Consider the following 21,809-nt stretch of genomic DNA (forward strand, 5'->3'; position numbering starts at 1 on the left):
GACACTCCCCGCCCGCCGCGCTAAGCGCTTTGGGCGAGGGTTCTTGGGTTGCCCCGAGAACCTTCCTGCTTCAACACGCCTTCACTAGACAGTGGCTACGCCGCTGCCCCCGATCCAGTCGCTCCACAGGCTAACCCCGCCAGCCCGGCGGTTCGGATATTGTTGGCTGCGTTAATGTCGCGGTCGATGGCCTGGCCACAGCCCTCGCAGTGCCAGTGGCGCTGCGATAGCGGTAGCTTTTTAACCTTGTGCCCGCAGCCGTGGCACATCTTGCTGCTCGGCAGCCACTGGCTCACTTGCACCAGTTGCCGGCCTGCCCATTCGGCTTTGTAGGTGAGCTGGCGCACAAACTCGCCCCAGCCCGCATCGCTGATGGCCTTGGCCAGCGCCCTATTTTTTATCATGCCGGTGATGTTCAGCGTCTCAACGCAAATAACTTGGTTTTCGTTAATGAGCGTTCGAGTCGCTTTATGGATGGCATCGCGGCGGCAGTCGGCAATACGGGCATGGAGCCGCGCCACTTTTTGGCGCAGCTTGTGGCGGTTATTCGAGCCCTTTGTCTTCTTGGCCAGGCGGCGTTGTAGGTACGCCAGCTTCGCTTCATAGCGTTTTAGGTGACGAGGATTGCCGGACTTCTGGCCGTCGTGGGTGATGAACAGATCGGTCAGCCCCAGATCAATACCCACGGTGTTGGGTGTGATCGGTAGTGTCTTGGGCGTGAACTCGCACAGGCAACTGATGAAATAGCGACCGGCGCGATCTCGTGAAAGGGTGATGCTGGAAGGCGCGCTGGCTAACGGGCGGCTCCAGCGAATCGGCAGCGGCACCTTTGTCTTGGCAATGGTGATCTCGCCGTCCCGATAACGAAAGGCTGCTTTCGTCAACCGGATCGACTGGCGGCCATCCTTGCACTTAAAGCGCGGATAGCGTGCCTTGAGCTTGGGGTTGAAGAAATTATCGAACGCGGCTTTTTGATCGCGCAGCGTTTGTTGCAGGATCACGCTGGAAACGTCCTTCAACCACGGATAGTCCGCCTTGAGCGCCACCAGCCGTTTTTCCGCTACCGAATGCGATACGGATTCGTCCCGCTGCTGATAAGCCTCGGTGCGATAATTCAGGGTATTATTCCAGACAAACCGCGCGCACCCGAACGACTGTGCAAGCAGCAACGCCTGCTCGGGCGTGGGATAAAATCGTTCTTTGTAGGCGCGCTTTTTCATGCTGTATATTTATCAGGTATGGATGGTCATATCAAGACAAGCACCGCAATGCGGTGCGCCCTTATATCACCGCCCGCATTGGGCGATGCTTTACGGGCGATTTGGTAATCGGTACCAGCCAGCGCAAAATGCTGGATTTGCGCGCCTGGCAACGAGATGTCGTCAATAAACTCCCTGGGGCCAAACTCAACTCTCATGCTCTGTCCTTCTATGGCGTATCTTCTGCGCGCTATGGACCTACTTTTCACCAAGCAAGGCTTTGTCGTAGTAGGCAAGCAGCTCTTGAAGGCCAGGCATCATGGGCCCGCAAAGCAATAGCCAATAAAAAACCCGCACGATTTGAGCGTGAAGACCGGAATCTACATAGGCTTGGCGGGTATGTTGCCCATAATGATAAGGGCACCGCCTTTATCATGACAAGATATTCTTGTCATTGCTTGCGCATTTTGGCGCGCATCGGCCCGACGTCAGGCATCTGCTTCAACCTGGGCGTAGCCCCGGGCCTGCAGGTAGTCCTCGGCCAGCGCCGCATTGCACTCGGCCAATAGTCGATAGGGCAGATCGTGAATGCCAAATACCGTATCCAGCGCAAACGCCAGCCGTTTGCGCTGGTTATCGTCAAGCGCGGCGAGGCGTTTTAACGCCGTGGCGGTCTCCTTGCGGTGCCGGTGGCGAGAACCCCGAGATCGCGTCGGCAAGCTCGCGATGACGCAGAGGCCAGGCCGCTCCCTTACCGATTACTCCTGCCCCAACATCGCTTGGGTATGCCCACGCTGCCGGGTTATCGCCTCACCCAGCACGGCAAGCAGTTTTTCGTAGTCCGCCGGCATTTGCGCATCTATGCCGTCAGATTAGGCATTCAGGCAACCCGCTACTTTGACACTGGCTGGCCAAAACGCTGTAGCTGCATTTCCTGCAAACGGCTCAACGTGCGGCGGAAGGGAAAGGCTAGCGCGCCGTTGCGGTAGAGCTCGTTTAACGGCACGGCTGCATCCAGGTAAAGCGGCACGCCGCGGTCGTAACACTCATCAACCAGCGCAATGAATCGGCGCACACCATCGTCCTGATGCGATAGTGCCGGCAACTGACGATCCCCAGCCTCCACCTGCATCACACCATCCTCGGTACCACGGGCGATAGCCGCTTGCTGGCTACTACCGGTCAGCCGGGGCACCTCACTCAAGAAAACATCGGAAAAGCGATCACACAGCTCAATAAAATCCTGTGCTGCCAATTTTTGCTCGCATAGGTCGTCGTAATGGCACCACAGCGCATGCTGGCTGCGCTGCACGATCGGGATCTGACGGTGCCCCAGCAGCAAGGGGTCACTGTGAGGTTGCTCGCCCTCGCTGAGTCGTTCGGCAAAGGCGTTTTCCAGCGCTTGCGGCTGATTAACCCAATAACGTTGCTGGCGCTCCCCGGGGTGCAGCCGGTGATCCTCGCCACCATCAACGCTCACCACCTGCATGTGCTGTTTGATGGCCGCAATAGCCGGCAGCAGACGGTCACGATTGAAGCCGTCTTTGTACAATTCATCAGGCGGCTGATTAGACGTACTCACCAGCACCAGACCCTGAGCCAGCAACTGCTGAAACAAGCCACCTAACAGCACCGCATCGCCGATATCGCTGACAAAAAGTTCGTCCAGACACAGCACACGCGCCTCAGACGCCAACTCCTGCGCAAGCAAACCCAGCGGGCCTTCCTGCCCGGTTAGCTGAAACAGGCGCCGGTGTACCCAGCGCATAAAGTGGTGAAAATGCTGCCTGCGAGCCGGCACGGTTAACGCCTGGTGGAAGCGATCCATCAGCCAGGTTTTACCCCGCCCCACAGGCCCCCAGAGATATACCCCCTGAATATCCGACTGGCCCGCCTGCAGCTGTTCATAGCAGCGCTGCAAGCACAGGGCTGCCGCATGTTGAGCCGGGTCGTCTTTAAAGCCGGAGGCCAGCGCCTGCTGATAGGCTGAGTAAGGAGAAGGCGCCGTTATCGTTGAGCTGGGAGGCCGCATATAGCTGTCGAATCCCGCATGATTTATAACCCGCCTGTTAAATAATTCAGGTTGCGTGACACTAAACTATGCGCTCAGCCCATGAGTACGCCCGGTGGCATCTGCGTAGGTGCGTGTCTGTAACGGTAGTAACGCCTTACGCAACGGGCCTGATGTCTCATCCAGCCCCCAACGACGACTTGGTGAGTAGCGCCCGTGTGTTGGCCTGGTGACAGCCCCAAACAGCTGTGCGTGAAACTGTTCGGTCAGCATTTGCAGGTGGCGTGCCGTCTTGCTCTGGCACACGGGATACTGACTCAGCAGTTCCAACACGCAAAGCATGCGTTGAAACTGCTGGCGATCTGCCGTGCGCCGCAGGCCTTCCAATTCTTCCAATGTGGGGCAATAGCCACGGTACCATACGGCTTCCGCCAACTGTTTTACATCACTCACTGACCGATCAAGAGGCTGCTTTCCTGCACGGTACAGCCAACTATTGGAAGAAACAGCCACCATATCTAACCTCCGTTGTGGTAGTCGTCCAGCACCACGTTCAAATTACCCTTAATGGGCAAGTGGCTGCCAACGTAGTAATCAATCGCTTCCCGCGCCAAACGCTCAAACTCCTCGACCTCAACGTTAGGCAACCGCAATAGCGCTTGAATATCACTCTGGTCACGCTCCCCGAATCGACCAAGCTTTGAAATCGCTACATCCATCGCGCCCGCTATGTAGACTTCGACATTATCCACACCGCTCTGCGTCACCAGCCGAATCACGCGATCCTCATAGTCTTCATGCAGTGGTCCAAGCGTCGTATTGAAGCCGGGGTCTAGCTCAAGTATCTGTGATACTCCTGCTTCATCCGCAAACAGGTAGGCATCGTCATCAAGCAAGCCAATCACCTCTTTTTTATCGGCATACCCGTGTGATGCCACTTCTGCATCAACATCAGCACTCCCCCGAGCCTGCGTATGAACATGGACAGCGCAACCGCCAAACACGATGACCTGAAAGACACCATTTTCACCATCAGCGAATATAGGCTCCAGTACATCAAAAAACGCCACAAGAGCTTGGCCCAAGGCCGTATCAGGCTGAATTGTGGGATAAACTCCAAGTTCTATTGGCATGTGGGCCCCTGTCTTGATTGACGGCATTATAGCACACGCCACCAGCCAAGCCGTGCTGGGGCCATACCATGCGCCTATCGGCATCGCTGGGCACGGGTTGGCCGCTGGGGTGGTTGTGAACCAGTATCACAGCGGCGGCATTGTGGTAGGCGCTGGCGGCGTCGATGGTGCCCCGGAATAATTCGTCAAAGGTCAAAGGTAAGACAGAAGCGCAGGAAATCGATAAGCGGCTGCGTACCGTGCTCAGCGACACCGACCCTTTTTGGATGCGTTGGCGGTTTGTGGCCGAAAAGAAAGGGTGGCTGGAATGATCCATGTGCCCCAGCAGCCTGAACCTGCAAGCTTTGACCACCGCGTGCGCCTATCTCTGTGTGCATATTGAGCGGGTGACCGGCGGTGCAACGGTCGATCATTTCATCGCCAAATCACCACGACCTGACTTGACCTACGAGTGGGATAACTACCGCTTGGCATGCTCGGTGATGAACAGCCGTAAAGGGTCGTTCAACAAGGTGTTGGATCCCTTTCAGGTACAAGACGGCTGGTTTCGGCTCGAACTGGTCAGTGGAGCGATTGACCCTGCACCGGGGTTGGATCCGACGCTTCATCAGCAAGTAGATGACACCATCGCGCAGCTAAAACTGGACGATACGGGAAATCGTCATAAAAGGGCGACTGACTTTCAGGGCTTCGTGGAAGGCGACTACTTTTGTCAGGCGACACCAAGATTTCGCCGGGCTTCTTCGAGGTCATAGGCATTTTGTAGACGCAGCCAGTACCCCTCGGATGTGCCGAAGTACCGGGAAAGACGTAGGTCTGTATCGCCCGTGATGCTCCTTCGTCCAAGGCTGATTTGTCCGATCCGCGTAACGTGGACGCCGGTTTTTCGTGCCAGCGCGGACTGGCTCAGCCCCATCGGCTCCATGAAGTCATGGAGTAGTACCTCGCCTGGGTGAATGTTCGGTAGCCTGTTCATGGTGCCATCCTCCTATCAGCGGTGATAATCGACGATTTCAACGTCGTAGGCATCCCCGTTCTCGAAACGAAAACACAGTCGCCATTGATTATTGATGCGGATGCTGTGCTGTCCTTCGCGGCCGCCTTTCAGCGGCTCTAGCCGATTGCCCGGCGGTATGCGCAGATCGTCCAGCGTACCCGCTGCCTCAAGCTGACGTAGCTTGCGCAGCGCCACGCGCTGCATATCTTGCGAAAACTTTCGTGAGACGTTGCTGTGCGCGATTTTTTCGGTTTCACGGCATTTGAATGAGTTGAGCACTCGCGCCCCTTTATTATCTGCGCCACCTCCACATTATAGCGCACAACGCTAAGGTAGCGCAAAAACGCCAGGCATGCGCCCCGGCGAGACCCAATTTTCATAGTCCGCCGGCATTTCTTCGTCCATGCCGGTGGCTTCAAAGCGGGTCAGGGTGCGCTGGGTATCGGTGGTGACGGCCCGAAGCCCGTTGATAATCTGCTGGTGTTTGACGGGTGTCATGGGGCAACCATACAACAGGCTCCCAAAACCCGTTAGGCTGGCTACCCGCTTTCCTGCCACTATCCGGGTGAATGATCCTTGATGACCTTTTTCCAGCCTGCTATCGCCTATCCGCCTGCCAAGGAGGCAATCCTATGACGCCTGCTGTTTCGCTTGATCCTGATGATTGGGACGCGCTGGATAGTGCTTTCCGCCAGGCGTTGCGCGCTGGTTTTGACCACTTACAGTCATTGGACGACCAGCCCGTGTGGCAGCCGGCGCCGGAATCCGTGAAGGCGAACTTTCGTGCCCCGCTGCCGCGCGAGCCTAAGTCGCTAGAAAGCCTGCTGGTGCGCTTTCGTGACGACCTGCTGCCTTACAGCAACGGCAACACGCACCCGAGCTTTTTTGGCTGGGTGCACGGCGGCGGCAACCTTTACGGTGCCTTGGGCGAGCTATGCGCCGCGCTGCTGAATAATAATCTGGGCGGGCGCGACCACATTGCCCATCACGTTGAGCATCAGGTGCTGCAGTGGAGCCGCGAGCTGTTTGGCTATACGGCCAGCAGTACCGGCCTTTTGACCAGCGGCACCTCGATGGCAACGGTGATCGCACTTTCCGTCGCGCGTCAGGCCGCCGCCGGGCCGGAGATGAAAACCCAAGGGCTTCAGGGGCGCAGCGCGCCGCTGGTGGGCTACTGCTCGGCGCAGAGCCATAACTCGATTCTCAAGGCCTTTCAGCTGCTGGGGCTGGGCAGCGAGGCGCTGCGCGCTGTACCGGTGAACGATGACTTCACGCTGAATACACGCGCGCTGGAACAGGCCATTGCGGCCGACCGCGCCGCTGGTGTCCAGCCCTTCTGCGTGATTGCTACAGTGGGCACAGTCAACACCGGCGCCATCGATGATATCGCTACCGTGCAGGCGCTATGCCAGCGCGAAACCTTGTGGCTGCATGTGGATGCCGCCTTTGGCGGTGCCGCTGCGCTACTGGACGAATACCGCGACGCCTTTGCCGGCGTAGGCCAGGCGGACTCGCTGGCGTTTGATTTCCACAAGTGGTTTCAGGTGCCCTACGCCGTGGGCGGCTTGCTGGTAAAAGACGGCGCGGCGCATCAAGCCACGTTTTCCGAGCGCAAGGAATACCTGACCACCGATGCCCAGGGTCTGGCCGCCGGTGCGCCTTGGTTCTGCGATTTTGGCCCCGAGCTGTCGCGCGGGTTTCTCGCGCTCAAGGTGTGGTTTACCTTGCAGGGGCTGGGCAGTGAACGGCTGGCTGCCGTGGTGCGTAAACATTGCCGTTTAGCGCGCGTTACCGCCGAGCACGTGGATGCATCTCCCACCCTGGAGCGGCTGGCGCCGGTGCCGATGAACATCGTCTGCCTGCGCCATGTACCGCCTGACTTACACGGCACTGAAGGCGAGCAAAGCGCCTATTTGGCCGCGCTCAACCGCGCCATTGTCACCCAGCTGCAAATACAGGGGCTGGCCGCGCCCTCTACCACTACGCTTGACGGCCAGCTGGCCATCCGCGTTGCCATCGTCAACCACCGCACCGAGATGCCCCATATGGAAAAGCTGATCGACGATATCGAAACGCTAGGCAAGCGCATCAATTCCCGCTTTGCCGCGCTGCTTAACCCCGCGCACTGGCATTTGATGCAGGGCGGCGATGCCCGGCTGATCGTCAACCCGGACACCGGCCTGAATCGCTACGGCTGCTCGCCCTCCCCGCGCGAGGCGGCCTTCACCTTTGCCTCGTCGACCGCCACGTCGATCTCGACCACGGCTTATCAAGCCACCGATGCCTATCGCCAGCGCCTGCTTCACGACTGCATACAGGCTGATTCACTCGCCCCGTTGGCCACCCACTGCCGAACGCTGGAGCAAGAGTTGGCCGCGGTTCTGGGGCTAGCCGATCTCGCGCCGGATGTTCACCTTTCGCCTTCCGGCACCGATGCCCAGCTGCACACCGTGGCCGCGCTCACCACCGCGCAGCCGGGGCGTTGGATCAGCATCGTTTGCGGCGCGGATGAAACCGGCAGCGGCACGCCGTTTTCGGTCACCGGCTGCCACTTTGACGACACCACCTGCCTGGGCCACCGTGTGACCAAAGGCGAGCGACTGGCCGGCATGGCACCGATTGAATTTGCCGGCATCGCGTTCCGCGACGCCAGCGGGCGTTTGCGCAGCCTTGAGGAGTTGGACGACGCCATTGAAGCCCGCGTGCATGAAGCCATAGAGCAAGGCGAGCGCGTGATGCTGCACGCGATGGATCAGTCCAAATTTGGCTGCTGGGCACCCAGCCCGGCGCGGCTGGAGCAGCTTCGCCACCGCTACGGCGAGCGCTTACAGGTGATTATCGACGCCTGCCAACTACGTCTGGACGCCGACGACCTGCGTGACCACGTGGCGAAGGGCGATATTCTGCTGCTGACTGGCTCCAAGTTCTTTACCGGCCCGCCGTTCAGCGGCGCTGCTGTCTTCCCCGAGGCGTTGGCACGCCGGTTACAACAAAGCGAGCGGCCGCTACCCAGCGGCCTTACCGACTACCTGCCCCAGGCCGATACCGGCGCATGGCAGGCGCAGCTACCCGGCGCCCCCGCGCCGCTGACCATCGGCATGTATCTGCGCTGGTACGCCGCACTCGCCGAGATCAAGCGTTACTATCAGGTACCCAAAGCCACGCGCATCAATGCGCTGGAACACTTTGGCCGCGAGGTCATGGCGCTGATTGACGCCCATCCCCACGTTGAGGCGTTGTTTCAACCGGCCAGCCCCTGGTGGGCGCGCACCGGCATGCACGGCGATGAGCTAAGCTCACGGCGCAGTATTTTTGCGTTTTTGATTCGTGATGCTGAGGGGCACTGCCTTGAGCAAGCGCAGGTAAAAGCGCTCTACGAACAGCTCAACCGCAACGCAAGCGACACGCCCGGCCTGACCGCTGACGAACGCACGCTGGCCGCGCAGTGCTGCCACATCGGCCAGCCGGTCAAGATCGACGGCAAGCGCACCTCGGCGCTGCGCATCAGCATGGGCGCGCGCATTATTGCCGACGGCCAGCACAATACAAACCACCTGGAAGAAGAGCTGCGTCAGGTACGCACCGTGCTGGAAAAAATCACGCTTTGTCTGCGGGTACAGTCGTAGCCAGGTGAACACAGGTCAAACAAGCAAAAGCCCCGGCCTTGATGGCCGGGGCTTTTATGTAACGACGTCGGCTCGCGTCAACGGAGGCGAAAAACAGAGCGCTCGGCGCGCTTTTGCGCCTCTGCTGCCGTCAGGCTGACCTTTACGTCGCCCCGCTCTTTTGCCTGTATATAGCGCCGGCGAGCCTCGCGCATTTTAGCTACCTTGCGCTGCTGGGGGGCGGTTACAGCGTTATCTACGTAGGAATGCATAACATGTTCCTCCTGTGGAGGTGTATGGCTCCAAGCCTTTAGCTTTGAAATGAGCGCCATATCTTCGGTAGAGCCTCATGTAATAGTAGCTCAGCCGTAAATTGTCATCAACGGCACAACCATAATAGCCCGAGCAGGTGACATGCTTATCAAACATATCAATGGATGCCAGCAAACCACCTCCCAAAAGGTTCAGCTCTTTCAGGGTGTAAGGCGGCAGTCCCAATTCAGCGCGGGTACGAAAGCCATGAGCAGGGTGGGTGTCGTACAGGCTTTCCAAGGTATCAAACTTGATTTCATACGCGTCTGGCGGCAAGCCAATACCCAGCTCGCGTGAGACCTGAATTGCTGTGCTGTCATCCCAGGCCGTGCGAGGGACAAACAGTGCACCGTAATCGGTACCAGCCAGCGCAAAATGCTGGATTTGCGCGCCTGGCCACGAGATGTCGTCAATAAACTCGCTGGGGCCAAACTCAACTCTCATGCTCTGTCCTTCTATGGCGTATCTTCTGCGCGCTATGGACCTACTTTTCACCAAGCAAGGCTTTGTCGTAGTAGGCAAGCAGCTCTTGAAGGCCAGGCATCATGGGCCCGCAAAGCCATAGCCAATAAAAAACCCGCACGATTTGAGCGTGAAGACCGGAATCTACATAGGCTTGGCGGGTATGTTGCCCATAATGATAAGGGCACCGCCTTTATCATGACAAGATATTCTTGTCATTGCTTGCGCATTTTGGCGCGCATCGGCCCGACGTCAGGCATCTGCTTCAACCTGGGCGTAGCCCCGGGCCTGCAGGTAGTCCTCGGCCAGCGCCGCATTGCACTCGGCCAATAGTCGATAGGGCAGATCGTGAATGCCAAATACCGTATCCAGCACAAACGCCAGCCGTTTGCGCTGGTTATCGTCAAGCGCGGCGAGGCGCTCCGGCGTGGGGATGAACAGCGCCTCTGCGTTTGTTAGCTGGGTCGCCTGGGGGCGTCGGGTATACTTGCCGGCAGGAAAGTGGGTACGGTACTGCGGCTCATTCAACCGGTAGAAGGCAAAGCCGTGGCGGCTGGCCCAGTGGCTTATTTCGGCCAGGTTGGGCTGACCCGCGTGGGTGGGTGCAAAGGCAATGCCCACCTGCAGCAGCAGCGTATCGGCAAGCGCGCGCCCGCCGTTTTCCAGCACCGCGAGGGCATCGCTCAGTTCGTCAAGAATCAGCCAGTCCAGACTTGCCAGCCCTTCAATATCGTCCAGCCGCAGGGTATTAACGGGCAGGCGCGTGAGCACCCTGGCACCGTCGCGCAGGCTTTCCGGCAACTGTGCGGCGGGCAGCGGCTCAAGGGGGGCGGTAAGGGTTTCATCCAGGGTGGCGTAAAGCGTAGCCGGTTTGCCATCGCCCAGCAGCGCGTGGGGAATATGCTGAAACTCCTCCACGTTGGCGACTGTGTCGGCGGCGACGCGGCTGGCCGGGTCAAACGCCACTACGGCAAAAGCGTTGGTTGCCATGCGCTCATGAAAGTTGGCCTCGCGCGGCAGGCGGGCGGCGTTATCCACCGTGATCAGCCGGTCAGTAAACCGCCAGTCAAACGTCGGGCCAAGCGGCTCTTCCTCTTCTGCCGGCTGGCCGGGGTGCAGCTCAAAGCCCCACGGCTCCATTCCCGCGCGCTCGGCAAACATGCTGTTGGCGGCATGCACGGCACGATAAGACGCGGCGTACTCGGGGGTGCCCGGCGAAAGCTGATCGAGAAAGTTGCGCATGGCCGGGTTGGTTTCAAACACCACCAGTTTGCCGGCGTTTTCCGGCTCGGTGAGCACGGCAAAATCGACCCCCAGATAATCCACACCTACGCCGGCCAGCGCGTCTTCCAGCGCCTGCCACTGGCCCTCGGGCAGCATTTCGGCCGGGGCGGCAAAGTAATCACGCTCCCATTCGTCAATCAGCCAGGGAAAGCGCTTCACCGTGGGCTTGTGCTCGGGCATGTGCACGTTCCAGTCGCCGTGGCCAAAACGTACGTGCGTAGGGTAAAGCCGGCCGTTGATCCAGAAGGCGCGGTATTTGGGGTACAGCGTCGCCCCCGGCGCGCGAGGGTGGTCCAGCCCGCTGTCGTGGTAGTGAATGCAGTACAGCGTTTCCGGCCCTTCAGCCAGCAGCGCGTCGATGTTGGCGAAGTCGTGGGTCTCCACGTCTTCTACCTTGTGCATCAACTTGCCGTTCTGGTAGCCCGCTACCCGCACAATCAGCGGCAGCGTCAGCTCTTGGGTGTGCAGGGCCTCGCGGATGGCATCGCGGCAGTTTCCCGTTACCCCTTCCAGCTTGACGCTGCGCGGCAGAATAATCTCCGGGTGATCTTTAAAGCGCGCATAGTTACCCTCGCGGGAAGCGCCCAACACCGCCTCTGGCGGGTTAATCACGGGTTTGCCCAGCTTGCGGCACAGCTCATCTGCCAGACCCAGCGCGTGTTCGCAGCGCTCGGCGTCGGTAATGCCGTTGTAAATAACATCCACAGCCGGCAGCTTGCGCAGTATCTCAGGGTGACCGGCCAGTTCGTCCACGTAAATAACAACGGGCCGTATGTAAATGTCATCCAACAGCCCGGGTAAGTTGTTGTGCCCTTCACCCAGCTGAATGGTGAAGTCTTTGCGGCTGATGCTCCAGTCCGTTGAATAGGCTGTCTGCAACACCAGCACGCGCAGCCGAGTCTTATCAATGTCAGCACCAAATTCGGAGAACGGCTTTTCCTGGACGGCTTTACGCCGCCACTCGCCTGCCTCTACGTTGGTTCCCGTGACAAAGCACAACGCAGCCAACAGGCGCTTGATCTCGACGTTTTTTGGGGCAAGCTGATTGCAGCGACGCAGCGCACCCAGTGCGGCGCGGTCGTGGCCCAGCCGGACGTGCTGTTTGGCTAGCTGGTAGAACAGTTTGAAGTCGTTGGGCCGCAGATAAGAAACTTCCACCAACGCACTCAGCGCCCGCTGTGGCTGCTCCAAGTTGGCGTGGGCATACCCGCGCAGGCACTGCGCCTCGGCACTGCCAGGGTGCTCGGCCTCCAGCGTATCCAGCCGCTCAAGTGCCGCTTCCCAGTCGGCTTTTTCGCTTGCGTTTATCAGCTGGCGAACGGCCTCAAGTTCGGCGTTGAGATCAACGGCGGGCGCGGCATGTTCGGTCATGGAGGCTCCTGGGTGGCGGCAAGGGGGATGTGTGGGCACTATCAGTTAGCGCACTCATACAAAATTCATATAAACTCTATAGTCCAAGCACTGTGATTACTGAACATCCGTTACCCAGTGGCTCCATGAATACGCGGTAATTTTTAGTGCCGACTACTACATACTGAGCAGTAACATCTGCAGGTCGGATTCCAGCTTGGCACTTATCTGTTATCCATTTAACGAAGTCCACCTTCCCCCCAACATTACCGGCAGTTATTATTACACCCTTCCCATTAATCTTATTTTTTGATATATAAAAAAATTTTTCGTGCATAACGCACCCCATTCAAATTGATTCATCAAAAATATATCAATGCATTTTTCACTAACAGTCAGCAATACACTAAGTGAAGGTTTGACTAAAAATATGGCAGCCACACCTTCCACAAAACGGGCCCCTCTCGGGGCCCGTCATCAGTCTCTTCTCAAAACCGCCCCGAGGGGCGGTTTGGGAGCTCAGCTTAGCCCAGCAGCGAGAGTACGTTCTGCGGCAACTGGTTGGCCTGGGCCAGAATCGAGGTACCCGCCTGCTGGAGGATCTGGTTCTTGGTCATATTGGCTACTTCTGTCGCATAGTCAGCATCTTCGATGCGCGAGCGTGCCGCAGAGAGGTTGGTCTCGTTGGTGCTCAGGTTGGTGATGGCCGACTCGAAGCGGTTTTGTACCGCACCAAGGTCAGAGCGCAGTTCATCTACCTGGTTCAGCGCATTATCCATCTGTTCCATCGGGTTAGCGGTAGCACCACTCAGCAGGTCTTTGGCTCCCAGCTCGCTACCCTCAACGGTGAACGCAGCGGTAGTAGCAGCAGTAGTGATATCGGCTTCAGCCGGATCCAGCGCAACCTGGAAGGTCTGCGCATCACCAGCACCAGTTCCTGCGAAGTCAAAGCCTTGGCGGTTCAGTGCTTGTACTTCCGCATCGCTTTGAGCTTGAACGCTTACCTCAGCGTACCAGTTGCCGGCTTCATCAACTTTGGCATCGCCTGTATCTGCAGTAACAGCAGCAGCACTAACACCCAGCTCAGTTGCAAGATCGTCAGCAAAGTCGGTGACAGAGCTATCGGCAACACCTGTAGACGTACCGTAAGCGTCTGCAAAATCCGCCGCAGCCGCGTCTGCAACTGCACCCTGCGGGCCGTTAACGTTGAAGCTATCCAGTTTCAACGTTTTCGAGGTGATTTCCTCCAGTTTAACGTCGATGGATTCACCGTCGTTGGCTCCTACCTGAATGGACAGGCTCTGGTCTTCAGACAGTACCTTGACGCCGTTGAAGTCGGTCTGCTCGGAGATACGGTCGATCTCGGTCAGACGCTGGTCGATTTCTGCCTGGATGGAAGCCTTATCCTTGGCGGAGTTGGTGTCGTTCTGTGACTGAACGGTCAGCTCACGCACACGCTGCAGGTTATCGTTGACCTGGTTGAGCGCGCCTTCAGCGGTTTGCGCGACGGAAATACCGTCGTTGGCGTTACGCTGGGCAGTAGACAGACCGGTGATCTGTGCGCTCATGCGGTTGGCGATGGCCTGACCGGCGGCATCATCCTGGGCGCTGTTGATGCGCAGGCCGGAGGACAAACGCTCCATGGAGGTGGTCAAGTCATTTTGTGACTGGTTCAGGTTTTGCTGGCCGATCATCGCGGTGATGTTTGTGTTGATCACTGACATGGTGATTCTCCTTTCGATTACACAGGCCCTGTAGGCCGGCTTTTCGGCCACGTTGTGCGCCGTTGTATTAGTTAACGGCCCAGCGCGGAGAACCTTTAGGGTTTGGCGTAAAAAAGTTTGTAATTGTTTGTAATGAGGGAAGTGGTACGAAGGTGGTGAGTTGCGGTGGCGCGGCCGGGCAGGCCTGCGGCCTGCTTCGCCCGGCGCTTGTGCCCGGGGTGTGGGTATAGCCAGCCTCCTACAAAGACGGCTGGGTGCAAGGGCATCGTGGTGACGCAGCGAGAGAACGCAGCGGCGAGAGCGCTGCAGGTGCCGTTTGAGCCAGCGGGTAATGAAAAGCGGGGATCAGTGCTTATCTGCCATGCGTAATCTGGCGATGTCAGCCATCGTTAACTCTGTCGCCCCGGCAATCTGCTGATCGCTCAGCACACCCAACTCCAGCAGATGGCGGGCCGTATTGCGTTTGCTTTCTTCCACACCTTCCATGTGACCTTCCATGCGGCCTTCCAGGTGGCCTTCCCTACGTTCTTTCTGAACCCAGTTTTCAAGATTTTCAGCCAACATTGCTTTGTCCTCCATCACACTATTCAACCGGCTCAGGTCGATCCCGGCCCCAAGCCGCTGCAGGTGCCGTTTGAGCCAGCGGGTAATGATTGCGTCAACGTGCGCTTTGTCAGGGTCTGCCTCGATGATCGCCACTACCCGATCCACTGCCTGTTGCAGGGCTTTGTACCCTTCGGTAGCGTTTTCGATACTGAACACGCCGCTCAGCGGGGTATGCCGCCTGGCCAGGTCATCATCCGTGTAGCGCCCTTCATCAACCAGATAATAGCGCAGGTGAGGTTGGTAGGCGCGTAAAAACGGCGGCGGTTCCGGCTGCACCATGCCGTAAATATCTTGTTCCGCCGACCAGCGTTGCGTTCCATTATAAAGCACGATGGGAAACACGGGCGGCAGGCCTTGATGGGGCGTGGTCACGCGGGTTTTGAGCAGGTGATCGTAGAAACAGGCCACGTAGTGCATCATTCGCAGTGGCATGCGCTGATCCACCGTCGATTGAAACTCCAGCAGGATGTACAGATACACCCGCTGGGTGGTGCCCTGCCAGGTAGCCTCCACCGACCACACCACGTCTTCAAACTTTTCCTCGAACAGCGGGTACAGGCTCCTCGTGACGACACGAGAGCTTTCAAAGACACAAAAAAAGGGCCTACGCATTAACGTAGGCCCTTGAAAACTGTTTTGAAAAAATGTCTTTAAAACCGTTTTTAAATCTGGTGCGCCCAGCAGGATTCGAACCTGCGACCCTCGGCTTCGGAGGCCGATACTCTATCCAGCTGAGCTATAGGCGCTTGGTGGTTGCGTATCCTAACCGCCTCGGCGCCGTGTGTCTAGCGGTGGCGGGCGAACCGAAAAACGACGTGGGTCACCTTCAGCGTTACTGAAACGCCGTCTGCACAAAGCTCTGCCTTGCGCTGACGCGGTGGTGCCATTGCGCTAGCCGGGGGTGCTGCTCTGCCCAGCTTACCTCGGGCAGGCGGAACGTCAGGTAATCGAGCGCTACCGCGACTACAATGTCTCCAAGGGTGATGCTCGATGATGCCTGAGAGGCATCAAGCTCGTGCGCCAACCGCGCCAGCGTTCGTTGAATGGCCCGCTGGCGCCGCTGCCCCAGCACGCTGTCGTCAGACTCGTTGCCCTGATGTTTGCGGCTGATCACCGTGGTGAAGGCGGCGTCCATCAGCGCTTGGCCAAGCCCGGCGAAGTGTAGCGTTCGCGCCAGATAAGCCGGCGGAATGAGGGGCTCGCGGCGGCCAAGGCCATCCAGGTAGACGGCAATGAGCAGGGATTCGCTCAGCGTGGTGCCGTCATCGGTCATCAGTGCGGGAATACGCCCTGCGGGGTTGGCCGCAAGCAATGCGGCATCGTCAGCCCAGGGGTCGCACCAGCGCAGCGTGACGGCCTCAGCCAGACCTTTCTCCAGTGCTGCTTTCTCCAACACTGTTTTCTCCAATACCACAATGCGCACCAGCCGTGCGTAGGGTGAGGTCGCGTTGAGAAAGAGTTCCATGATGATGGCCTCCCGGGCGGGGCGATTGCAGGCTGAATCGGCGCAAACAAACCGACGCTACAACCGAATAGCGCAATATGAAACAATACCAACGCATAAGATAAAGCGATATATCCATATAGCCTTTTCCTTTTTTAGTGAAAAGGACTATAGCTAACAACCGAGGTTTTTATGACGTCAACAGAACAGCGCGATCGTGAGGATCTTGCCGCCGCTTTCCGCTGGACGGCGCGGCTGGGGCTTCACGAAGCCGTATCGAACCATTTCAGCCTGGCGCTGGACGACCAGGGTTCAAGGTTTCTCGTGCAGCCCGCCGGCCAGCATTTTTCGCGGGTGCGCGCCAGTGATCTGCTCGTGGTTGACGCTAACAACGAAGTGGTTGGCGGCCAGGGTGTGGTCGACCCTACGGCGCTGGGCCTGCACGGTGCCATTCACCGCTCGGTACCCAACGCGCGCTGCGTGCTTCACACCCACATGCCCTACGCCACCGCGTTGACCTGCGTGGAAAATGGCCGGGTCGAGCCGATCAGCCAGAATGCCCTCAAGTTTTACGAGCGCATTGCCTACGATAACGAGTTTGGCGGCATGGCCATGGACGACGACGAAACCGACCGCATCTGCGCCCTGCTGCAAGACAAGCCGGTACTGCTGATGGGCAATCACGGGGTCACCGTTGTGGGTAATACGGTCTCGGAGGCCTTTGACCGGCTCTACTTTCTGGAAAAAACCTGCGAAAGCCAGGTGCTCGCCATGTCGACCGGCCTGCCCTTGAAGTACGTCGATGAGGCAACCGCGCGGCGCACCCGCGATCAGTGGGAAAACTATCCCGGCCTGGAAGACAATCACTGGTCAGAGATCCACGCGATGCTGCAAGCCGAGCATAGCGACTATCGTGACTGACAAGCCGTGACGAACGTTCTGTGACTGAGCGCAGAACGCACCGACAGACCAACAATTAGATAGATTGGTTTCTTAATGGGGTTTACACCCAACGAGATTGCATGAGTTCAAAAAAAACCTACACCGCAAGAGACGTCAACAACAGCTTCGACCCGACGTTGATACTGGTCAGCCTGAGCGTCATTGTGGCGCTGATCGTCGGCCTGGCCATTGCGCCGGAGGCGGGCACCAGGGTTGCTAACGCGATATTCACCACCCTGACCAATATGTTCGGTTCCGCCGTACTGCTGTTCACCTTCGGCTGCGTGATATTTCTGACCATCATCGCGCTGAGCCGTTACGGCGAGATCCGCCTGGGCGACGGCCCTCCCGACTTCACTACCAAAAGCTGGATTGCGATGATGCTCACGGCGGGGCTGGGCTCGGCCACCGTCTACTGGGCGTTCATTGAATGGGCGTTCTACTATAATACCCCCGGCCTGGGCATCGAGCCGCAGTCGGACGCTGCCTACTCCTGGTCGCTGGCGTATAACTTCTTCCACTGGGGCATCAGCGCCTGGAGCCTTTACTGCATGGCGGTGCTGCCCATCGCCTACCACGTTTATGTGCGTAAAAATGAAGGGATGAGCCTGAGCTCTCTCGTCGCCCGCATCCTCGGCATCCGTTCGACGGGGCTGGTCGGCAAGCTCATTGATATCATCTTCATCTTCACCTGTATCGGCGGGTTGAGCATTACCCTGGGCCTGAGCGTGCCGCTGTTGTCGCAGGGCATTGCCCGGGTGCTGGGCATCGAAAGCAGCTTTACCCTGAACCTGATCCTTGTTGCCCTGATTTCCGTTGCCTTTACCCTAAGTGCGTACCTGGGCATCGAGAAAGGCGTCAGGCGGGTCACCAACTTCAACACCATTCTGGCCATCATCTTCGTGGCGCTGATTCTGGCGATCGGCCCGACGCTGTTCATCATCGACAGCTCGGTCAACGCGCTGGGGCTGATGTTCAACAACTTCATCCATATGAGCCTGTGGACGTCGCCGGTGGCGGGCGATTCCTTCCCCAAATCGTGGACGATGTTCTATTGGCTCTACTGGATTACCTACACGCCGTTCATGGGCATCTTTGTGGCGCGTATTTCCAAGGGGCGGCGCATCAAGGAAGTGATCATGAACATGCTGATCACCGGCAGCGTAGGCTGCTGGGTGTTCTTCGGCATCCTCGAAAACTTCAGCATGGACGCCAATATCAAGCAGCTGGTAGACGTGGCCGGCAATCTGTCGGTGGATGGCGGTAACGCGGCCATTCTGAACGTCATGAGTCTGCTGCCGGCACCGAGCCTGTTCATTCTGTTCTTCGTCGTCGTCTCCATGCTGTTCCTCGTGTCTACGCTGGATTCAGCGTCGTATACTCTCGCCGCCACGGCGACCCGCCACCTGAGCAACCATCAGGATCCGGGGCCGGGCCACCGTGTGTTCTGGTGCGTGATGGTTACCGTGATGCCGCTGATGATGATCTTCATCGACGCGCCGCTGGATACGATCAAGACGGCGGCCATCGTCACGGCCATACCGCTACTGGTGGTACTGGTGATCATGAACTACGGCATGATCCGCTGGATGCGCGAAGATTACGGCGATGTTTCACGGGAGGCCATTCGTAACGCCGGCGTGCGGTAGTAGACGAAGTAACGATGTGGGGCGCGACCAAGCAGGCCTGCGGCCTGCATCGCCCGATACTTGTGCCCGGGGTGTGGGTAAACCGGCCTCCTACAAAACCTGACCAATGCACCATGTCTAATTGTAGGAGGGCAGCTGCGCTGCGCGACCGGCGTGGCCACTGAGGCTAATTGCCACGTTTGTGGCAATTAGCTACACTTGGTTTAAAGCCCCCAATAGAGGCAAACATCATGGCAACAACCAGCATACGGTTAGATCAGGAGCTGATCGAAAAAGCGACGACAATGGCCAAAGCGCTCAACCGGACGCCGCCCAAGCAGATTGAGCACTGGGCTAAAATTGGCAAGATCATGGAAGACAACCCCGACTTGCCTTATGAATTCGTCAAGCGAGCGATTGTCGCGGAGGCGGAGCGAGAAGCGGGCGAGCTCAAGGATTACGACTTTGGCTAAAGCGACCCGGGTTTTACAAACACCCACGTTCAAGAAGGCGGCGAAAAAGCTAAAGCCGAATCAGAAGCAGGAGCTGGATGCCGCCATCAAAACGCTAATGGCCACGCCTAAACTGGGGGAGCTAATGAAAGGCGACCTGGCCTTTCTGCGCGTCTACAAGTTCAAGATGGGCCAACAACTCACCCTGTTAGGCTACAGCTTTGATGATGGCACCCTAACGCTTGAGTTGATGGCACTTGGCTCCCACGAAAACGTTTATCGGGACACCAAACGGCGCTCGTAGCCACGGCATAGACGATAAAACATGAAAAAACGGGCACCGCGTTGGCGGTGCCCGTTTTCATTAGCGCGTCTTGCAAGACTGGGGTTCAACGCTCCCCGTTAAAGCTCTTTCCCGTTAAAACTCTTCCCAGTCGTCTTCGCTGGTGGTGACCGGCGTGCGGGCCGGGGCCTGGCTTCTGGGGGCCGGGGCTGGCGCCTGACGCGACGGGGCAGACGATGACAGCGCCGGGCGTTTGAGGCCGGGCTGGCTGGCGTCTTCACCGAGGACGAAGGTGTTGATCAGCCCGCTCAGGTGCTCGGCGTGGCGACGCATGTCGGCGGCGGCAGTGGTGGATTCCTGCACCATGGTGGCGTTTTGCTGGGTCATGGTGTCCATTTCGGCTACGGCGGTGTTGATCTGGCCGATGCCCGCGCTTTGCTCTTTGGCGCCCGCGGTGATCTCGCCGATCACGTCGGTCACTTTGGCGACGCTGGCGACAATCTCACGCATGGTGCTGCCGGCATTGCGTACCAGCTCGGCGCCCGACTGGGTGTGCTTGACCGAGGTGTCGATCAGCCCGCGAATTTCGCGCGAGGCATCGCTTGAGCGGCTGGCCAGCGTACGCACTTCCTGGGCGACCACGGCAAAGCCGCGCCCGTGCTCGCCGGCGCGGGCGGCTTCGACCGAGGCGTTAAGCGCGAGGATGTTGGTCTGGAAGGCGATGGCATCGATCATGGTGATGATTTCGCTGATGCGCGTGGCGGAGTCGTTGATGTCTTGCATGGTGGTTTCCACCTGCCCCATCGCATCTTCGCCCTGATGCGCCACCTCAGCGGTCGAAAGCACCAGCTGGTTGGCCTGCTGGGCGTTGTCGGCGCTGTGGTTCACCGTGGAAGTGATTTCTTCCATTGAAGCGGAGGTTTCCTGCAGGTTGGCCGCGGCCTGCTCGGTGCGGGTAGCCAGCTCGTCGGCGCTTTGGGACATATGCCCGGTGGCATTATGAACGCTGACACTGCTGCGGCGCACGTCCAGCAGTGTCTCCTGCATGCGGCTGACAAAGGCGTTGAACTGCGTGGCCAGATTGCCCACCTCGTCGTTGCTTTCCACCGTGAGGCGGCGGGTCAGGTCACCGCGCCCTTCGGCGATGTCGCGCATGGCGTCGGCGGTGCGGCGGATGGGCCGGGTGATGTGAATAGCGCCCCAGTAGGCCAGCCCGAGGAAAATAAGCGCGAGCACCAGCCCGGTCAGCAGGGCACGCCAGGTCGCCTGATTCAGCGCGCCATAAATCTGCTGCGAGGGAACTTCCATGACCACGCGCCAGCCGCCGAACGCCAGCGGCGTGCTGAGTGCGACATAGTCAGCGCCGTTCTGGTTGAACTCGGCAAAGCTGACGTTTTCCTCCGCCGTGGTGGCGTTATCCCGCAGCAGCGTTTGCATCGTCTGTGCCGACATGTGGCCGGACATCTGCTTGTTGATCATGCTCTCGTCGGGGTGAATGACGATGCTGCCGCCTTCGTCGACCATATAAACGATACCGCTGTCACCGAAGCGGAAATCGCGGATCAGGTCGCTCATGGTGTCCATGCCCATGCCGATGCCGGCAATGCCCAGCGGCTCGCCGTCGGCTTCCACGCGCCTGTTGATGTAAAGAGCAAAGGTGTCGTCGGCTTTGTCCTTATCAAGGCTGTATTGCTCGGTGACACCGCTATCCAGAAAGTCGTAGAACCAGTCGTCTTTCCCCTGCCCTTGCTGATCGAGCGTACGCACCAGCCCTGCATCGGTGTAGTAATTGCCACTTTCAAGCGGAATAAAAAACGCGGCATGGGCCCCCAGATTCTCGCGAACCTGAGAGAGAAATCCCGTGACGGAGTCCAGTTCGTAGGTCGGCTCACCGCGCTCCGCCCAATCCTGCATCAGGGTGTTGTCGGAAATAGCCCAGGCGGCGGTGATCGGCCCGGTCAGCTCGGCATCAATTTCATGGGCAATAGAGGCGGTGCTGACCGGCAGAGCCGTATCGATCAGGTAGCGGTCCAGCAGCCCTTTTATCTGGGCAATGTTGAGCCACAGCATGGCGCCAATACAGGTGAGAAGGGCAATAGCCACTCCGAGAATAAGTTTTGCGCGAATCGACATGGTTAGCTTCCTGGCCCAGGGGTTCCAAAAAAGACGAACTACAACTACAAACGAATAGGCGCGGCGATGCCGACGTTGCGTATCAATCCGCCCTTGGGCGTTTATCGGCATGCGCTGGAATAAGTTGAGACTTTAGAAGGGATTAATATAAAAAATTACACTGGCACACAAACTTTCACACTGAAGCTGGCGCCGCATATAGAATGATCGTTCTATCTTTATTCGACCCGCCACCATGGCTATG

At 58.4% G+C, this 21,809-nt stretch carries 21 protein-coding genes, 1 tRNA gene and 1 pseudogene; 6 read left to right on the forward strand and 17 right to left on the reverse strand.

Going from position 1 to position 21,809, the window contains the following annotated elements:
• Nucleotides 1-95 precede the first annotated feature (95 nt).
• The 7 genes and pseudogenes from B5495_RS08450 to B5495_RS14965 all read right to left on the reverse strand — a co-directional run.
• Nucleotides 96-1,220, reverse strand: a complete 1,125-nt coding sequence (locus tag B5495_RS08450) for an RNA-guided endonuclease InsQ/TnpB family protein (RefSeq protein WP_079552933.1) — start codon at nt 1,218-1,220, stop codon at nt 96-98.
• A gap of 26 nt (nt 1,221-1,246) precedes the next feature.
• The gene (locus B5495_RS14640; protein ID WP_154045245.1) at nt 1,247-1,417 is read right to left on the reverse strand and encodes a hypothetical protein; all 171 of its coding nucleotides are present in this window, start codon (nt 1,415-1,417) and stop codon (nt 1,247-1,249) included.
• Between the two features lie 270 nt (nt 1,418-1,687).
• Nucleotides 1,688-1,918 carry a hypothetical protein gene (locus B5495_RS08455; protein ID WP_079552935.1) on the reverse strand — a complete coding sequence of 77 codons (231 nt, stop codon included), beginning with the start codon at nt 1,916-1,918 and terminating at the stop codon, nt 1,688-1,690.
• Nucleotides 1,919-2,091: 173 nt separating this feature from the next.
• Nucleotides 2,092-3,231, reverse strand: coding sequence for a cell division protein ZapE (gene zapE, locus B5495_RS08460; RefSeq protein ID WP_197685613.1), 1,140 nt, complete (start codon nt 3,229-3,231; stop codon nt 2,092-2,094).
• Nucleotides 3,232-3,297: 66 nt separating this feature from the next.
• Nucleotides 3,298-3,663, reverse strand: coding sequence for a hypothetical protein (locus B5495_RS14645; RefSeq protein WP_154045246.1), 366 nt, complete (start codon nt 3,661-3,663; stop codon nt 3,298-3,300).
• Nucleotides 3,664-3,728: 65 nt separating this feature from the next.
• Complete coding sequence (locus tag B5495_RS08465; protein ID WP_079552936.1) at nt 3,729-4,343, reverse strand: DUF6036 family nucleotidyltransferase; 615 nt, start codon at nt 4,341-4,343, stop codon at nt 3,729-3,731.
• A 67-nt stretch (nt 4,344-4,410) separates the two neighbouring features.
• Nucleotides 4,411-4,539, reverse strand: a pseudogene (locus B5495_RS14965) (JAB domain-containing protein); the annotation flags it as partial.
• A 118-nt stretch (nt 4,540-4,657) separates the two neighbouring features.
• Here B5495_RS14965 and B5495_RS14650 point away from each other — a divergent pair.
• Nucleotides 4,658-5,098, forward strand: a complete 441-nt coding sequence (locus tag B5495_RS14650) for an HNH endonuclease family protein (protein ID WP_154045247.1) — start codon at nt 4,658-4,660, stop codon at nt 5,096-5,098.
• Here B5495_RS14650 and B5495_RS08475 read toward each other — a convergent pair.
• The 3 genes from B5495_RS08475 to B5495_RS14655 are packed head-to-tail and all read right to left on the reverse strand — an operon-like array spanning nt 5,056 to nt 5,838.
• Nucleotides 5,056-5,319 carry a HigA family addiction module antitoxin gene (locus B5495_RS08475; RefSeq protein WP_079552940.1) on the reverse strand — a complete coding sequence of 88 codons (264 nt, stop codon included), beginning with the start codon at nt 5,317-5,319 and terminating at the stop codon, nt 5,056-5,058. The two genes, B5495_RS14650 and B5495_RS08475, sit on opposite strands and share 43 nt — an antisense overlap.
• A gap of 15 nt (nt 5,320-5,334) precedes the next feature.
• Nucleotides 5,335-5,619 carry a type II toxin-antitoxin system RelE/ParE family toxin gene (locus B5495_RS08480; RefSeq protein ID WP_079552942.1) on the reverse strand — a complete coding sequence of 95 codons (285 nt, stop codon included), beginning with the start codon at nt 5,617-5,619 and terminating at the stop codon, nt 5,335-5,337.
• A 48-nt stretch (nt 5,620-5,667) separates the two neighbouring features.
• Nucleotides 5,668-5,838, reverse strand: a complete 171-nt coding sequence (locus tag B5495_RS14655; protein ID WP_154045248.1) for a hypothetical protein — start codon at nt 5,836-5,838, stop codon at nt 5,668-5,670.
• A 134-nt stretch (nt 5,839-5,972) separates the two neighbouring features.
• On the opposite strand from B5495_RS14655, the gene B5495_RS08485 reads away from it, so the two are divergent.
• Nucleotides 5,973-8,966 (forward strand): pyridoxal phosphate-dependent decarboxylase family protein, encoded by a 2,994-nt coding sequence (locus B5495_RS08485; RefSeq protein WP_079552944.1) that lies wholly within the window; start codon nt 5,973-5,975, stop codon nt 8,964-8,966.
• Nucleotides 8,967-9,197: 231 nt separating this feature from the next.
• Here B5495_RS08485 and B5495_RS08490 read toward each other — a convergent pair whose 3' ends face one another.
• The 6 genes from B5495_RS08490 to B5495_RS08515 all read right to left on the reverse strand — a co-directional run bounded on the left by B5495_RS08490 (nt 9,198) and on the right by B5495_RS08515 (nt 16,148).
• Nucleotides 9,198-9,701: a hypothetical protein gene (locus B5495_RS08490; RefSeq protein WP_079552946.1), complete on the reverse strand. Its 504-nt coding sequence runs from the start codon at nt 9,699-9,701 to the stop codon at nt 9,198-9,200.
• Nucleotides 9,702-9,971: 270 nt separating this feature from the next.
• Nucleotides 9,972-12,374, reverse strand: coding sequence for a tetratricopeptide repeat protein (locus B5495_RS08495; RefSeq protein WP_079552948.1), 2,403 nt, complete (start codon nt 12,372-12,374; stop codon nt 9,972-9,974).
• A gap of 503 nt (nt 12,375-12,877) precedes the next feature.
• A complete protein-coding gene (locus tag B5495_RS08500; protein WP_079552950.1) occupies nt 12,878-14,077 on the reverse strand; it encodes a FliC/FljB family flagellin in 1,200 nt (399 codons plus the stop codon).
• A 345-nt stretch (nt 14,078-14,422) separates the two neighbouring features.
• Nucleotides 14,423-15,295 carry an Rpn family recombination-promoting nuclease/putative transposase gene (locus B5495_RS08505; RefSeq protein ID WP_154045249.1) on the reverse strand — a complete coding sequence of 291 codons (873 nt, stop codon included), beginning with the start codon at nt 15,293-15,295 and terminating at the stop codon, nt 14,423-14,425.
• 57 nt (nt 15,296-15,352) lie between these two features.
• Nucleotides 15,353-15,429: transfer RNA gene (locus B5495_RS08510), tRNA-Arg, on the reverse strand.
• 86 nt (nt 15,430-15,515) lie between these two features.
• Complete coding sequence (locus tag B5495_RS08515; protein ID WP_079552952.1) at nt 15,516-16,148, reverse strand: glutathione S-transferase N-terminal domain-containing protein; 633 nt, start codon at nt 16,146-16,148, stop codon at nt 15,516-15,518.
• 171 nt (nt 16,149-16,319) lie between these two features.
• On the opposite strand from B5495_RS08515, the gene B5495_RS08520 reads away from it, so the two are divergent.
• The 4 genes from B5495_RS08520 to B5495_RS08535 all read left to right on the forward strand — a co-directional run bounded on the left by B5495_RS08520 (nt 16,320) and on the right by B5495_RS08535 (nt 19,453).
• Entirely contained in the window at nt 16,320-17,048 is a 729-nt protein-coding gene (locus B5495_RS08520) for a class II aldolase/adducin family protein (RefSeq protein WP_079552954.1), read from the forward strand.
• A 101-nt stretch (nt 17,049-17,149) separates the two neighbouring features.
• A complete protein-coding gene (locus tag B5495_RS08525) occupies nt 17,150-18,718 on the forward strand; it encodes a BCCT family transporter (protein ID WP_079552956.1) in 1,569 nt (522 codons plus the stop codon).
• A gap of 230 nt (nt 18,719-18,948) precedes the next feature.
• Nucleotides 18,949-19,170 (forward strand): TA system antitoxin ParD family protein, encoded by a 222-nt coding sequence (locus B5495_RS08530; RefSeq protein WP_079552958.1) that lies wholly within the window; start codon nt 18,949-18,951, stop codon nt 19,168-19,170.
• Nucleotides 19,163-19,453, forward strand: a complete 291-nt coding sequence (locus tag B5495_RS08535; RefSeq protein WP_079552960.1) for a type II toxin-antitoxin system RelE/ParE family toxin — start codon at nt 19,163-19,165, stop codon at nt 19,451-19,453. Before B5495_RS08530 ends, B5495_RS08535 begins: the two co-directional genes overlap by 8 nt.
• 114 nt (nt 19,454-19,567) lie before the next feature.
• Here the strand turns inward: B5495_RS08535 and B5495_RS08540 are convergent, their stop codons facing one another.
• Complete coding sequence (locus tag B5495_RS08540) at nt 19,568-21,565, reverse strand: methyl-accepting chemotaxis protein (RefSeq protein WP_154045251.1); 1,998 nt, start codon at nt 21,563-21,565, stop codon at nt 19,568-19,570.
• Between the last annotated feature and the right edge of the window lie 244 nt (nt 21,566-21,809).

Origin of the sequence: Vreelandella subglaciescola (assembly GCF_900142895.1) — a bacterium.
Taxonomy (GTDB): Bacteria; Pseudomonadota; Gammaproteobacteria; order Pseudomonadales; family Halomonadaceae; genus Vreelandella; species Vreelandella subglaciescola.